The 12,968-nt window shown below is 68.0% G+C and carries 13 protein-coding genes; 6 read left to right on the forward strand and 7 right to left on the reverse strand.

The features are described 5' to 3' along the window. The first annotated feature begins 1 nt into the window (after position 1). The gene (locus tag NU688_RS33550; RefSeq protein ID WP_257865299.1) at positions 2-1,321 is read left to right on the forward strand and encodes a GDSL-type esterase/lipase family protein; all 1,320 of its coding nucleotides are present in this window, start codon (positions 2-4) and stop codon (positions 1,319-1,321) included. A gap of 130 nt (positions 1,322-1,451) precedes the next feature. Beyond that, positions 1,452-1,826 carry a YXWGXW repeat-containing protein gene (locus NU688_RS33555; protein WP_257865300.1) on the forward strand — a complete coding sequence of 125 codons (375 nt, stop codon included), beginning with the start codon at positions 1,452-1,454 and terminating at the stop codon, positions 1,824-1,826. Between the two features lie 39 nt (positions 1,827-1,865). On the opposite strand, the gene NU688_RS33560 is transcribed toward NU688_RS33555, so the two are convergent. The 3 genes from NU688_RS33560 to purU all read right to left on the reverse strand — a co-directional run bounded on the left by NU688_RS33560 (position 1,866) and on the right by purU (position 4,752). Further along, the gene (locus NU688_RS33560) at positions 1,866-3,113 is read right to left on the reverse strand and encodes a serine protease (RefSeq protein ID WP_257865301.1); all 1,248 of its coding nucleotides are present in this window, start codon (positions 3,111-3,113) and stop codon (positions 1,866-1,868) included. Next, positions 3,110-3,814, reverse strand: a complete 705-nt coding sequence (locus NU688_RS33565) for a DUF2846 domain-containing protein (RefSeq protein WP_257865302.1) — start codon at positions 3,812-3,814, stop codon at positions 3,110-3,112. Before NU688_RS33565 ends, NU688_RS33560 begins: the two co-directional genes overlap by 4 nt. Before the next feature lie 62 nt (positions 3,815-3,876). Further along, positions 3,877-4,752 (reverse strand): formyltetrahydrofolate deformylase, encoded by an 876-nt coding sequence (purU, locus tag NU688_RS33570; protein WP_257865303.1) that lies wholly within the window; start codon positions 4,750-4,752, stop codon positions 3,877-3,879. Between the two features lie 82 nt (positions 4,753-4,834). On the opposite strand from purU, the gene NU688_RS33575 reads away from it, so the two are divergent. Further along, a complete protein-coding gene (locus NU688_RS33575) occupies positions 4,835-6,169 on the forward strand; it encodes an aminotransferase class III-fold pyridoxal phosphate-dependent enzyme (protein ID WP_257865305.1) in 1,335 nt (444 codons plus the stop codon). A gap of 21 nt (positions 6,170-6,190) precedes the next feature. On the opposite strand, the gene NU688_RS33580 is transcribed toward NU688_RS33575, so the two are convergent. Together NU688_RS33580 and NU688_RS33585 are read right to left on the reverse strand one after the other, a co-directional pair. Further along, positions 6,191-7,144, reverse strand: a complete 954-nt coding sequence (locus tag NU688_RS33580) for an alpha/beta hydrolase (RefSeq protein ID WP_257865307.1) — start codon at positions 7,142-7,144, stop codon at positions 6,191-6,193. Positions 7,145-7,180: 36 nt separating this feature from the next. After that, entirely contained in the window at positions 7,181-8,035 is an 855-nt protein-coding gene (locus NU688_RS33585) for a ChaN family lipoprotein (RefSeq protein ID WP_257865308.1), read from the reverse strand. A gap of 79 nt (positions 8,036-8,114) precedes the next feature. On the opposite strand from NU688_RS33585, the gene NU688_RS33590 reads away from it, so the two are divergent. Beyond that, positions 8,115-9,188, forward strand: coding sequence for an AbrB family transcriptional regulator (locus NU688_RS33590; RefSeq protein ID WP_257865310.1), 1,074 nt, complete (start codon positions 8,115-8,117; stop codon positions 9,186-9,188). A 46-nt stretch (positions 9,189-9,234) separates the two neighbouring features. On the opposite strand, the gene NU688_RS33595 is transcribed toward NU688_RS33590, so the two are convergent. Then, the gene (locus NU688_RS33595; RefSeq protein ID WP_041944045.1) at positions 9,235-9,513 is read right to left on the reverse strand and encodes a DUF3567 domain-containing protein; all 279 of its coding nucleotides are present in this window, start codon (positions 9,511-9,513) and stop codon (positions 9,235-9,237) included. Between the two features lie 110 nt (positions 9,514-9,623). Continuing rightward, a complete protein-coding gene (locus NU688_RS33600; RefSeq protein WP_257865312.1) occupies positions 9,624-10,823 on the reverse strand; it encodes a DUF3108 domain-containing protein in 1,200 nt (399 codons plus the stop codon). Between the two features lie 131 nt (positions 10,824-10,954). Between NU688_RS33600 and NU688_RS33605 the strand changes: the two genes are divergently transcribed. Beyond that, positions 10,955-12,028, forward strand: a complete 1,074-nt coding sequence (locus NU688_RS33605) for a fumarylacetoacetate hydrolase family protein (RefSeq protein WP_257865313.1) — start codon at positions 10,955-10,957, stop codon at positions 12,026-12,028. 171 nt (positions 12,029-12,199) lie between these two features. After that, positions 12,200-12,961 carry a M48 family metalloprotease gene (locus NU688_RS33610; RefSeq protein ID WP_257865314.1) on the forward strand — a complete coding sequence of 254 codons (762 nt, stop codon included), beginning with the start codon at positions 12,200-12,202 and terminating at the stop codon, positions 12,959-12,961. Positions 12,962-12,968: the final 7 nt, after the last annotated feature.

Consider the following 12,968-nt stretch of genomic DNA (forward strand, 5'->3'; position numbering starts at 1 on the left):
CATGAACCTCGTTTCCCGCGGGCTGTCCCGCCTTCGCGAAGTCGCACTGGCGCATTGGGTGGCTGCCCTCTGCCTCGCCGTGCTGGCCGTCGGCGTGCAGGCGGTGCAGCCCGATCACAAGCCGCGGCAACCGGTCGAAGCCCACTGGGTCGGCAGCTGGGCCGTGTCACCGCTGGACTTTCGCGAGCTGGCCGCGAACCCGGCCGTGGCGCACAAGCCTGCGCCCGGCGGCGATCAGTTCCGCGGGCAGACGCTGCGCCAGCAACTCGCGCCCACGCTCGGCGGTGAGCGCATCCGCATTCGTTTTTCCAATCGCTTCGGCAAGGCGCCGTTGCGCATCGCGGCGGCGAGCGTGGCGCGCAGCACGGGGGGCGATGCGATCTCTCCGGCTACGTTGCGGGTGCTGCGTTTCGGTGGTCGCGGCAACGTGACCATCGCGCCCGGCGCGGAGGTGTGGAGCGATGGCGTCGATCTGAAGATCGAGGCGGGGCAGACCATGGCGGTCAGCGCTTTCTTCGACCGCGCGACGCCCTACGGCACGGTGCACCTGCTCTCCGTCGACACGAGCTGGGTCGCACCGGGCAATGCCGTGACAGCGTCGAAATTGCAGGGCGCGACAACGCTGCCCATGAACCACATCGTGACGGGCCTGGACGTGTTGACCACGAAGTCCGTGCGCACCGTGGTCGCGTTCGGCGACTCGATCACAGCGGGCGGCGGCGAGTCCGGCGATGGCGCCTACCCCGACATGCTGGCCACGCGCCTGCGCGACAGTCCGCAGGCGGCGCATGAGGTGTCGGTGCTCAATGCCGGCATCGGCGGCAACCGCCTGCTGGTCGACGGCATCGGTCCACACGGGCTCTCGCGCTTCGCGCTCGACGCGCTGGGGCAGAGCGGCGTGACGCACACGATCGTGCTGCTGGGCACCAACGACATCGGCCGCAGCGTGTTCCTTGGGGTGCCCGGCAATCCCGACACCGTGCACGATCTCCCGACCGCAGAGCGCATCACCGAGGGGCTGCAGCAGCTGGTGAAGCAGGCGCGCGCCAAGGGCATCAAGGTGCTGCTCGGCACGGTGCCGCCGTTCCGCAATACGCCGTACTGGAACGAGGGCAACGAGGCCATGCGCAACGCGGTCAACCGCTGGATCCGAAGCCGCCAGGACGTGGATGGCGTGATCGATTTCGATGCCGCGCTGCGCGATCCCGCGGATCCGCAGATGTTGAATCCGCGGTTCGACAATGGCGACCACCTGCATCCCAACAAGGCGGGTCATGCGGCGATGGCCGCGGCCATCGATTTGAAGGAATTGCAGGAGTGAGCGCTCGCGCGGCGTCGAAAGCAGCCCCAAAGTCGCGAAACAGCTTTACACAAGATTTCGTGTAAGCCTTACAGGCGCTTCACATGGGCTGATCAGCATGAAGGCTCCAACCACTCATGAGGAGTCCCCCATGAAAAAACTCGCAATCACCCTTTCCGTCGGCGCAGCTTCGTTGCTGTCGATGGGCGCCGCAATGACCATTCCCACGACGGCGCAAGCGCAGCCGGTGGTCATCCAGGTCGCGCCCCCACCGCCGCGCTCGGAGCGCGTGCCGCCGCCGCGCCGTGGTTATGTGTGGGCACCGGGGCACTACGAATGGAATCGTGGCCGCCATGTCTGGGTGCGCGGCGTCTATGTGCGCGCCCGCCCGGGCTATGCGTACCGCGCCCCGGAATGGCGTGAGAACAATGGCCGTTGGGAATACAACCGCGGCCGCTGGGACCGTGACGGCGACGGCGTGCCGGATCGCAACGATCGTCGTCCCAACAACCCGAATCGCAACTGACGTTGCATCCCGGCGGTGACGCCGGGGTCGCGGAACCCTCTAGCGGATGCTGACCAGCTCGAGGGTCTCGCGCACCTGGAAAGCACCGCCGCTGGCGCCGCCGCGCGTCTGGGCTTCGAACCGGACGACGCGTCCGAGTTCGGACGAATACCAGACCTCGGCCCAGTACTTGCCGTACTGGTTGCCAAGCACCGAACCCGCATTCGCGAAGCGCTGCGTGTAGCCGCGGTACTCGATGCGCACTGCCTTGATCTCCTGGCCGCCGACGTTCACGATGGTGTCTTCCATCACCGTGGCGTCGAGCTCCATGTTGATGCGCGATCCGCCGAAGACGCTGCTGTAGCGCGTCCGCCAGGCGGCTTCTTCCTTGAGATTCGGCTTGCCCCAGCCGCCGGGCGGCATGGCCGCGTCGAAGTCGCCCGCGATGGCCGTGGTGACGCTGACGACCTCGCCGCCGGGCTTCTCGATCCAGCCGCCGTTGTTGAAGCTGATGCGATCGTCGGTGGCCGGGTCCGCGCGGTAGAACACCTTGCGGTAGGTATTGGTCAGCCGGTCGTGCAACTGGTATTCGATGACGCTCGGCCGGCCTGGTGCAGCGGCCGCGCTCGTCGTGGTCGCGCCGCCGGCCGTCGCCATGGGAGGCAGCGCGGCCAGGCGTTCGACGGCCACACGGCCGCGCGCCGGCAGTTCGGCGATCCACGCCGAGGGCATCGCGAGATTTTTCGCGGGCGTCGTGCCCAGCAGGCCCACCAGCCGGCCCTGGGAGTCGAACAGGCCGGCACCGCCAAGCCCTGCCTCAGGGGCTGATGCGAGTTGCAGTGCCTCGAGTTCGCCTGCGCCGCTGCGTCGCACGCCGGCGAGCATGCCGACGCCGAGCGTGAGTTCCTTGCCTCTGGGCGCTCCGACGATGTAGAGCGGCATGCCGACCTGCAATGCCGTCGCCGGTGCCATGGCCGGGATGGGCGGGGCGAAGTTGGCGATCCGCAACTGGCACAGATCGCGTTCGACATCCGGGAATTCCAACGTCGCGCCGTAGCTCACGTTGTCGCGCTTCAGTGCCACGGCGCTGGCCTTGGCGAGGAGCTGGCAGCTCGTGACGGCCGTGCCCGGGCCGGTGGCCACTGCGCTGCCGGTGGCGAGGGTCTTGCCTTGCGCGTCGCTGGCCTGCACCACCCAGACGGAAGGGGACACGCGCGCGAAGAGCGCATCGGGCGCAAGCGGGGCCTGGGCCGATGCGGGAAGCGAGACAGCCAGGGTCAGTGCGAAGGGGGCGAGCAGATGTCTCATCGGGTGGGCTGCAGCAGCAGTCGGAGATCGTTGACGGGGGTCCTGGCGAAAGGCGTGGCCTCGGATGTCACAGGGATGGGGACAGGGAGGGGGTTCGGAGCGGGCGCAGCCGCCGGTTGAACGGTAACGGTCGCAGGCGCTTGCGCATTCGGCGCGACCGCCGCTTGCCGGACGGGAGTCGCGGTCGCAGTTGCAGCGGCGGCTGTGGGCGTTGCAGGGGGCGATGGTGCAGCCGGCGTCGCGCTCGCCGCCTTGGCCGAGACCGGCACCGTGCCGCCGTAGGCCAGCGGCGGCAATGCGCTGCGGCCTTCCGTTTCGCCGACCCGCGCGAACCCCGGACGGCCGACGAAAAAGCCGATGCCGATGCTCATCCGCACGTAGGCGGTCTGCTTCGGCCGCAGCACGATGTCGATGCTGCCCTCGGCCTCGGTCTGGGCGGTGGCCCGGTAGGTGCCGGTCGGCCTGTCGATGAAGAAGAAGCTGCCGGGCTGCGACTTGCCGACGACCTGGCCGTTGACCACGACCTCGGGCTGCACCGCCATGCCCACGATCGAGTCGCGATAGAAGTAGATGCGTCCCTCGTTCTCGCCGAGCGAGGGGAGGTTTTGCGAAACCTCCGAAAAACGCGGCCCGGTGGCCGAACATCCGAACAGGCAAGCTGAAAGAACAGCCAGCAGGAATCCACCGAACCAACGTCGCATTGCGCCTTCTCCTCTTTTGGCGCCGGATGCTACACCCGCCTGCAGCGGCGGATGCGCAGGGCTCAGCGGAACACGACCGTCCGGTGCCCGTTCAGCAGCACGCGGTGCTCGCTGTGCCACTTCACCGCGCGCGCCAGCACCTGGCTCTCGGTGTCGCGGCCGCGGGCCGTGAGGTCTTCGACGGTGTCGGTGTGGTCGGCGCGGGCCACGTCCTGCTCGATGATCGGGCCCTCGTCGAGGTCGGCTGTCACGTAGTGGGCGGTGGCGCCGATCAGCTTCACGCCGCGGTCGTGCGCCTGGTAGTACGGCTTGGCGCCCTTGAAGCTGGGCAGGAACGAGTGATGGATGTTGATCGCGCGGCCCGCGAGGCTCTTGCACAGGTCATTGCTGAGCACCTGCATGTAGCGCGCGAGCACCACGAGTTCGGCGCCCTCGGCCTCGATGATTTCCAGCTGCCTGGCTTCGGCCTGTGGCTTGGTCGCGGCCGTCACCGGGATGTGGTGGAACGGCACGTTGTAGCTGGCGGCCAGCTGGTAGAAGTCGCGGTGGTTCGAGATGATCGCGCGCACGTCGATGGACAGCAGGCCGCTCTTCCAGCGGAACAGCAGGTCGTTGAGGCAGTGGCCTTCCTTGCTGACCAGGATTACCGTCTTCATCGGCTCGGCGGCGGCGTGCAGCTGCAGGTTCATGCCGAAGCCGGCAGCGAAGGTCTTGAGTTCCTCGCGCAACACGGCTTCGCCGTGGTCGCCGCAAGCGAAGCGCACGCGCATGAAGAACAGGCCCGTGCCGTGGTCGTTGTACTGGGCGGCCTCTTCGATGTTGGCGCCCCGCTCGAGCAGGAAACCAGAGACGGCATGCACGATGCCCGTACGGTCGGGGCACGAGAGGTTGAGGATGTAGGCAGGCGTGGCGGACACGGGGGGCGTTGGGGTCGTCATGAGGGGCGTAATTGTCGCAGGGGTGCCAGAATCGCGATTTTCCCCCAGCGTATCCCCGCACATACAACAGCAGGAGCGAGACATGGCCTACCAGGACTTCAACATGGGCAACCAGTGGCTGCCCTTCACCCCCAACCGCCATTTCCAGAAAGACCCGCGCGTCTTCGTGGCGGCCGACGGCATGGAGTTCACCACGCACGACGGCAAGAAGGTGATCGACGGCGTCTCCTCCCTCTGGTGTGTGGGCGCGGGCCACAACCGCAAGCCGATCAACGAGGCGATCAAGACGCAGCTCGACACGCTCGACTACGCGACCGCCTTCCAGGTCAGCAACGACAAGGCCTTCCGCGCGGCCGAGATGATCGCCGCGCTCGCCCCCGGCGATCTCAACAAGGTGCTGTTCTGCAATTCAGGCAGCGAAGCCGCCGACACCTCGATGAAGGTGGCGCTGGCCTATCACCGGGCGCGCGGCGAGGGCCATCGCAACGTGTTCATCGGCCGCGAGAAGGGCTACCACGGCGTGGGCTTCGGCGGCATGTCGGTGGGCGGCATTCCGGGCAACCGCAAGGTGTTCGGCTCGGCCTTCCTGCCGCGCGTGGACCACATGCGCTTCATCCACGATCCGGTGAACCACGCCTACATCCACAACGAGGAGCCGGTGTGGGCCGAAGACCCGCTGGTCGAGCTCGAGACGCGCATTCTCCCGCTGCACGATCCGAGCAACGTGGCCGCGATCATCGTGGAGCCGGTGGCCGGTTCGGCCGGCTGGTACCTGCCGCCCAAGGGGTACCTCAAGCGCCTGCGCGAGATCTGCGACAAGCACGGCATCCTGCTGATCTTCGACGAGGTCATCACCGGCTTCGGCCGCATGGGCACCAACTTCGCGTCGGACTATTTCGGCGTCGTGCCCGACATGCTGAATTTCGCCAAGTGCGTGACCAACGGCGTGATTCCGCTGGGCGGCGTGATCTGCCGCGACAAGCTCTACGACGCGATGATGAAGACCGACGCGCCCGAGCACGTGGTCGAGTTCTTCCACGGCTACACCTACTCGGGCCACCCAGTGGCCTGCGCCGCGGCGATTGCCACGCTTGATCTGTTCAAGGAAGAAAACCTCTTCGCCCGCGCCGGCGAAATGGGCAAGGTGCTGGGCGATGCGTTCCACAGCGCCTTCAAGGGCCTGCCCAACGTCATCAGCATCCGCAGCCTCGGCCTAGCCGCGGCAGTGGAGCTCGCGCCCATCGCGGGCTCGCCGGGCAAGCGCGCGTTCGAGATTTTCCTGGACTGCTTCCACAAGGGCGCGCTGGTGCGGCCCGCGGGCGATGTGCTGGTGATGGCGCCGCCCTACATCGTGGAGAAGTCGCACATCGACACACTGGTGAACACGCTGGCGGATTCGATCAAGAAGCACGCCTGACGCGGAGCGTTCCGGCGCAGGCTACGGGCCGACAAAGTCGGCAATGGCCTGTACCGCAGGCTGGTCCAGCCCACCGAAGCCATGCGTCGCCTGGTGGCCGCAAAGGTCCCCGACCGGCTTGCCCCCGCCGAGCTTGACCACCGACTTGCGCGGCGCGCCCGAGAGCCGGTCGACCACGAGCGGCAGGTCGCGCGGCGCAGTGACCGAGCAGGCATCTTCTTCGTGCTGCAGCACCAGCACGGGCACGCGGATGTCTTCCAGCGGGAGGTGCGTCACCGCTTTTCCTGACGTGAAGGCGGAATCGCTCGAGATCGGCGAGGCAAGTACCAATCCGTCGGGTCCCGCGGGCGCTGCGCCCAGCTTCAGAGCGGCAGAAACCGCCGACTCCGTTCCGCGGCTGTGACCGATCAGCCAGACCGGCACGCCGGTCTGCTCCCGGAGCCACTTGACGGTGGCGCCGATGTCGGCGGCGTGCTCGGCGCTGTCGCGAAAACCACCGAGTCCCGAGCGCTTGTCCGAGGGCGCGTCGATCACCACGACGGCAATGCCCCGCTGTGCAAAGAGGCCGCGCGTGCGAACGAGAAAGCCCTGGTCGCCCCAGCCCATGCTGCCGTTCGGAAAGAACTTCAACGACCCGTGGCCTCCCGCAATCAACACGGCAGCAGCGCGCGGCTTGGTGTCCGGTTCGACATACAGCATGCGCTGCGTGATGCCCGGCCGTGTCGGAAGGTCGACGATGCTTTCCTTGGCGACGGCGTGTGACGCCGACAGTGCCAGGAGACCGGCGGCCGCCCATCGGACGACGACACCTTGTGCGCGCGTGAAGACCATGCAGTTCCCCCTCGTTGTTTGAATCGGCGCGGTGCGCCGGCCCGTGGCGGGCACCACTATATCGGCGGCCTTCGCGAACAACGTCCGTGAGAACGATGCGTGGCAGTTCCAGTCGAGCACCGACAAGATCAGCCAGGCCGCCATCGTGTCAACCTGTGGGAGGACGGGTCACGCTTTCGTTCAGGAGGCCGCTGGCGCCCTGGCGGGCCGGCGGAGTTCGGCGCAGTAGTCCTTCTCGGGCAGCGGCGGTGTCAGCCAGGTCTTGTCGTAGTCGCCCGCTTCGACGTTGTTCGTCGCCGAGGCCAGCAGCCGCACCGAGGTCACCTTGACGTCGTCCGGCAGGTGCTGGGGCACGCCGAGCGTACGCACCGCGTGGCCGGCGCCGGCGATCAGCAGCACCGTCCTGCCCGGCTGGCGGGCCTTGACGATGGCCTGCGCCATCGCGCGGTCACGGCCCACCTGGATGCGCGTCATCGGGATGATCTGCGACTCGGGCAGCAGCTTGCAGTGGCCTTCGCGCACGGCGTCCTGCTGCGCGGTGTAGGCCTCGCCGTTGAGCTGCACGTCGAGAGACACGTCGGCCATCGCGTCCTTCATGCGCGCACGCGGCAGGTTGGCGCCGACCACCGGCACGCCGGCGCGCACGGCCGCCATCACGGCGGGGCCGTAGCTGGCCCAGGGCCAGGCCTTGTCGCTCCAGCCGAGGGCGGTCTGCACCTGGGCTTCGCTCGCGGTGGGGGCGAGCTGCACGGTGCTGCGGCCTTCCTCGGCCATCTCGAGCGCCAGGGCGGCGAGTTGATTACGCGCGACCAGCGCCTCGACGGTTTCGCGCTCGATCGCGTGGTGCTCGGGCGCATCGTGCTGCTCGCCGAGCAGCAGCGCATCGACCGGCAGCAACGCAGAGACGCGGTTCGCGACCGGCGCATCGGGGCCGGACGGAAAGAGGCGAGACGGGGAACACGCCGCGAGCGCGGCCGCGGCCAGGAGCGGGAACAGGAAACGTGGAGCCCGCGCGGGCCAGCGTTGAAAAAGCATCGGGCCATACTATCTGCGCGGCGCATGCGCGCCGTGCCATCCAATTGCGCTTTTCCCTGTCCCCTTTCCCCTGTTTCCCGTGCCTTTTCGCTTTCTCGTTCGCGTGCTGGCCACGCTGTTGCTCGCGCTGGCTGCAGCGGGCGCCTGCCTCGCACTGCACACACCACTGCCCTGGATGATCGGCCCGCTGCTCGCGGTGTCGCTCGCCTCGATCGCGGGTGTGCCGACCGCCAGTTCCACGCCGCTGCGCAACGCCGGGCAGTGGACCATCGGCACCGCGCTCGGCCTCTACTTCACGCCGCATGTGGTGTCGCTGGTGGCCAGCATCTGGTGGGCGATTGCGCTGGCCATCGCGTGGGCGCTGCTGCTCGGCTGGGGCTTCGGGCGCTGGCTGTACGGACTGCATGCGTCGCGAATGCCGCATGTGCCGCCGCGCGCCATGAGAGCCACGACTTACTTTGCCGGCGCCATCGGCGGCGCGTCGGAGATGACGCTGCTGGCCGAATCGGCCGGCGCCCGCACCGACCTCGTGGCGGCGGCGCACAGCCTGCGGCTGGTGGTGGTGACGGTCACGATCCCGTTCGCGATGCAGTGGAGCGGGCTGCAGGGCCTGGAGATCAACCCGCCGGGCGTGCGCGAGGTGAATGCGGGCGGCCTGGCGCTGCTTGCGCTGGCCACCGGAATCGGCGGCCTCGCGATGCGTGCGCTGGGCCGCACCAACCCGTGGTTCATCGGGCCGCTGCTGGTGGCGATGGGGTTCACGATCGCCGGGCAGTCGCTGTCGGCGGTGCCGACGTGGATGTCGAATGCGGCGCAGCTCGTGATCGCGGTCAGCCTGGGCGTGCGCTTCAGCCGGGAGTTCCTGCACACGGCGCCGCGCTGGCTGGGCTCGGTGGCGCTGGGCACCTTCGCCATGCTGGTCCTGTGCGGCGGTGTGGCGTGGCTGCTGGCCCGGGCGACGGGGCTGCATCCGGCGACGATGCTGCTGAGCACCTCGCCGGGCGGCATTGCCGAGATGGCGATCACGGCCAAGGTGCTGCAGCTCGGGGTGCCGGTGGTGACGGCCTTCCAGGTGTGCCGGCTGGTGGCGGTGCTGCTGCTGGTCGGGCCGATGTTCCGGTGGATCTACCTGCGCAAGGCCGCGCGCCCATGAAAAAAGCGCCCGGCGGGCGCTTTCTTTGCGGTGGCTGGCCGGGCGTTCAGTGCACCAGCACGGGCGTGTGGGCCAGTTCGGCGTAGCCCTCGAGGGTGTCTTCGACTTCTTCCTGCGTGGGGGTGTTGAGCTGCCAGGCGGCGATCTGCTGCTGGAACAGTTCGGCCCAGGAACCGTCGAGGTAGACCTCCTTGCCCGAGCGCTTGTCCACGATTTCGAAACCGTGGCGCTCCAGCACCGGCACATTGGGCTTCGCGGGCTCGTCGCCTTCATTCGGCTGCACGTGCACGACGACGAAGGACTCCGAGTCGTAAAGCATGTTCATGGCGGGCCCAGTGAGGATATCGATGGCGTTCATAACGGGTTAGATAGCAATCAACGCGCCAGTTTCAAGAACAGTTGTCGCTGGACGGTCAACTTGTGAGCCTTTTTGCCTCAATTGGCGGGGCCTTCGGGTAGGGGTTTGCGCAATTGGGCGTCAGCGAAGTCGCCGTTTGTCTCGGTTTGCTTGATGCGGACGGGCAGGTAGCCGTACTTGGGTGCCAGCCAGAGCTCCAGTTTCCGGTCGAATTCCTTGCGGGGGGTGCGGGTGAGCTTGCGTGCGGTGTATTCGCCGGCCGGAAGCTGCAGTTTTTCCTCGTCGCCGACCACGAAGACCCAGACATCGCCGTCGCGCACGCCCACGGTCTGGACCGAGATGCGGGTGCCCGTCGGGTAGCGCTCGGGGCTGGCCGCCAGCAGGCCGCCGAGCTGCATCATCACGCTCATGCGGTCCTGCGCGCCGGGCTGCAGTGGCACGGGCGGGGCGTTGTTGCTGAAGATGATCTGTCCCTGGTCGCGCACGAAATGCGAGGCCACCTCGGCCTTGCGGCTTTCCGAATAGCGCTCGGGCTCCAGGCCCGAGGGGCCGATCTTGCCGGTGCTGTGCCAGTTCAGCAGCGTGAAGAACACCGCCTTGAGCGTGAGCCGCCCGTCGTAGCGGCTGCCGTCCTGCAGCCAGACCAGTTCGCCGAACACGCCGCGCTGCGGAGAGGCGCCGGTCTGGCCGGTGGCTTCGAAATCGAGCGTCACGGAGCCGGGAATCCGCAGCGCCTGGGTGCCGGCGATGGTGCCGGAGGCTTCGCTGCCGCCGGCTGTCGTTCCGCCCGGGGTGCCGCTTCCTGTGCCGGCCGCGGCGGCGGGTGCGGCTTCGGGGGGCGCCGGCGCACTGGCGGCCGCTTCGGGCGGTGTTGCTCCTGAATCGGTAGCAGCCTGCGCCGTCAGGTCAGGTGTTTCCGGGGCGAGCTGCGCAGTTGCGTCCGGTTCGGGGTAGGGCTTCGGCTTGGGTGGCGTCGGGGCGCGCGGGCGCCGGGGCTTCGCTGGCGGTGGCGGCTTGGCCTCGACGGGCGCCGCGGCAGCGGCCGGCGCCGCGGGCTTGTCCGCCGCGGGCGGCGCGATCACGATGGTCCGGGTGATGAACTTGTTCGCCAGCGGCGAGGGCTCCGGCCCGACCGCCATCGGCGCCACCCCGAGCACCAGCAGGTGGACCAGCGCGACCGCCAGCGTCAGCCCGATCAGCACCCGCCAGGACGGACGCCCGGGCAGGAGACCGACAGGCAGCGAAGATCGCGAAGGGGGAGCGACGAGCGTCGACATCAGGTGTGGAGTGGGCGCGGGCGCGGAGGTTCAGGAAGACCACCTCGGTAAACTGCCGCCCGTTCAACCAGTTTAGTGGGAGCGGCGCCCGGCCTTCGTGTCCGCCCGTGTCCCTCATCACGCACCGCATCATGAAACTCGCCACCCTGAAGGACGGCTCGCGCGACGGCCAGCTCGTCGTTGTCTCGCGCGACCTCACGCTCGCCCACTACGCCACCGGCATCGCGAGCCGGCTGCAGCAGGTGCTGGACGACTGGGGCTTCATGAGCCCGCAGCTGCAGGACCTGTACGACGCCGTCAACACCGGCCGCGCGCGCCATTCGTTCCCTTTCGACCCCGCGATGTGCATGGCCCCGCTGCCGCGCGCCTACCAGTGGGCCGACGGCTCGGCGTACCTCAACCACGTCGAGCTGGTGCGCAAGGCCCGCAACGCCGAAGTGCCCGAGAGCTTCTACACCGACCCGCTGATGTACCAGGGCGGCAGCGACGACTTCCTCGGCCCGGTCGACGACGTGATCGTGCCCAGCGAAGCCATGGGCATCGACTTCGAGGCCGAGATCGCCGTCATCACCGGTGACGTGAAGATGGGCGCCACGCCCGACCAGGCGCTGGACGGCATCCGCCTCGTGATGCTGGCCAACGACGTGAGCCTGCGCAACCTGATCCCGGCCGAGCTCGCCAAGGGCTTCGGCTTCTTCCAGAGCAAGCCCGCCACCGCCTTCAGCCCCGTGGCCGTGACGCTCGACGAGATCGGCGAAGCCTGGCAGGACGGCCGCGTGCACCTGGCGCTGCAAAGCAGTTGGAATGGCCGCAAGGTCGGCATGTGCGACGCCGGCCCGGAGATGACCTTTCACTTCGGCCAGCTCATCGCCCACATCGCCAAGACCCGCAACGTGCGTGCCGGCAGCATCGTGGGCAGCGGCACGGTGAGCAACAAGGGTGTCGAGAAGAAAGACGGCCAGATGGATTGGCCCAAGGGCTACTCGTGCATCGCCGAGAAGCGCTGCATCGAGACGATCCAGACCGGCGCGCCGGTCACCGAATTCATGAAGTTCGGCGACACGATCCGCATCGAGATGAAGGGGCTGGACGGGCGCTCGCTGTTCGGGGCGATCGATCAGGAGATCGTGTCGACGAACGGGCGGCCGAAGGAGGCGCCGGTGTCGTTGGTGAAGCCGCAGGCCGAGGACACGGCCGAAGACTGAGGGCCTGGCGGCAGTACGTCACGTGCCACTGCTTGCCGGTGTCGCTCGGGCCGTTCTGCCGTGGCTATGATCCAGCGGCTGCCCCGACGCGTCATCACCGCGCGCGGGCTGCGCGTCCGGCGGCTGCGCTCCGCGGCCGCCATTCATACCAAGAAAAAGTGGGAGTTTTCCATGCGTTATTTGCCTATTGCCGCCGCCGTTGCGGCCTTTGCCCTTGCCGGTTGCGAAACCATGAAGAGCGTCGATACCGGCGCGCTCACCCAGGCGGGCGGTTCGGCCTTCAAGGCCATGTCGCTGAGCGACGCCGAGGTCAGCACGATGTCCGACCAGTCGTGCGCCGCCATGGACCAGAAGAACCAGATCGCGCCCGCCGGCAGCCGCTACGCCACGCGCCTGAACCAGGTCATCAAGCAGATGCCCACCACCGTCAACGGCAAGACGGCCAACTACAAGGTCTACATGACCAAGGACGTGAATGCCTGGGCCATGGCCAACGGCTGCATCCGCGTCTATAGCGGCCTGATGGACCTGATGAACGACGATGAACTGCGTGGCGTGATCGGCCACGAAATCGGCCACGTGGCGCTGGGCCACTCGAAGTCGCGCATGCAGACCGCCTACGCCGCCTCGGCCGTGCGCGGACTGGCCGGCGCTGCCGGCGGGGTCGCGGCCCAGCTGTCGCAGTCGCAGGCCGGCGACTTGGGCGAGAAGTTCGTCAATGCGCAGTTCTCGCAAGCCAACGAAAGCGCGGCCGACAACTATTCCTTCGACCTGCTGACCGAGCGCAAGCTCGAGCGCAAGGGTCTGGTCACTGCCTTCGACAAGCTGGCCAAGCTCAGCGGCGGCGCCACCGGCAGCTCGATCATGAGCTCGCATCCGCCGTCGGCCGATCGCTCGGCGCGCATGCAGAAGCGCCTGGACGCCGCCAAGTAAGCAAAGA

It is taken from the genome of Variovorax sp. ZS18.2.2 (assembly GCF_024701975.1).
In the GTDB taxonomy this organism is placed as follows: domain Bacteria; phylum Pseudomonadota; class Gammaproteobacteria; order Burkholderiales; family Burkholderiaceae_C; genus Variovorax.

Excerpts from the sequence above, each read along its gene's own strand:
- NU688_RS33550 (WP_257865299.1), top strand. The coding sequence starts at position 2 with ATGAACCTCGTTTCCCGCGGGCTGTCCCGCCTTCGCGAAGTCGCACTG.
- NU688_RS33555 (WP_257865300.1), top strand. The coding sequence starts at position 1,452 with ATGAAAAAACTCGCAATCACCCTTTCCGTCGGCGCAGCTTCGTTGCTG.
- NU688_RS33560 (WP_257865301.1), bottom strand. The coding sequence starts at position 3,113 with ATGAGACATCTGCTCGCCCCCTTCGCACTGACCCTGGCTGTCTCGCTT.
- NU688_RS33565 (WP_257865302.1), bottom strand. The coding sequence starts at position 3,814 with ATGCGACGTTGGTTCGGTGGATTCCTGCTGGCTGTTCTTTCAGCTTGC.
- purU (WP_257865303.1), bottom strand. The coding sequence starts at position 4,752 with ATGACGACCCCAACGCCCCCCGTGTCCGCCACGCCTGCCTACATCCTC.
- NU688_RS33575 (WP_257865305.1), top strand. The coding sequence starts at position 4,835 with ATGGCCTACCAGGACTTCAACATGGGCAACCAGTGGCTGCCCTTCACC.
- NU688_RS33580 (WP_257865307.1), bottom strand. The coding sequence starts at position 7,144 with ATGGCGGCCTGGCTGATCTTGTCGGTGCTCGACTGGAACTGCCACGCA.
- NU688_RS33585 (WP_257865308.1), bottom strand. The coding sequence starts at position 8,035 with ATGCTTTTTCAACGCTGGCCCGCGCGGGCTCCACGTTTCCTGTTCCCG.
- NU688_RS33595 (WP_041944045.1), bottom strand. The coding sequence starts at position 9,513 with ATGAACATGCTTTACGACTCGGAGTCCTTCGTCGTCGTGCACGTGCAG.
- NU688_RS33600 (WP_257865312.1), bottom strand. The coding sequence starts at position 10,823 with ATGTCGACGCTCGTCGCTCCCCCTTCGCGATCTTCGCTGCCTGTCGGT.
- NU688_RS33605 (WP_257865313.1), top strand. The coding sequence starts at position 10,955 with ATGAAACTCGCCACCCTGAAGGACGGCTCGCGCGACGGCCAGCTCGTC.
- NU688_RS33610 (WP_257865314.1), top strand. The coding sequence starts at position 12,200 with ATGCGTTATTTGCCTATTGCCGCCGCCGTTGCGGCCTTTGCCCTTGCC.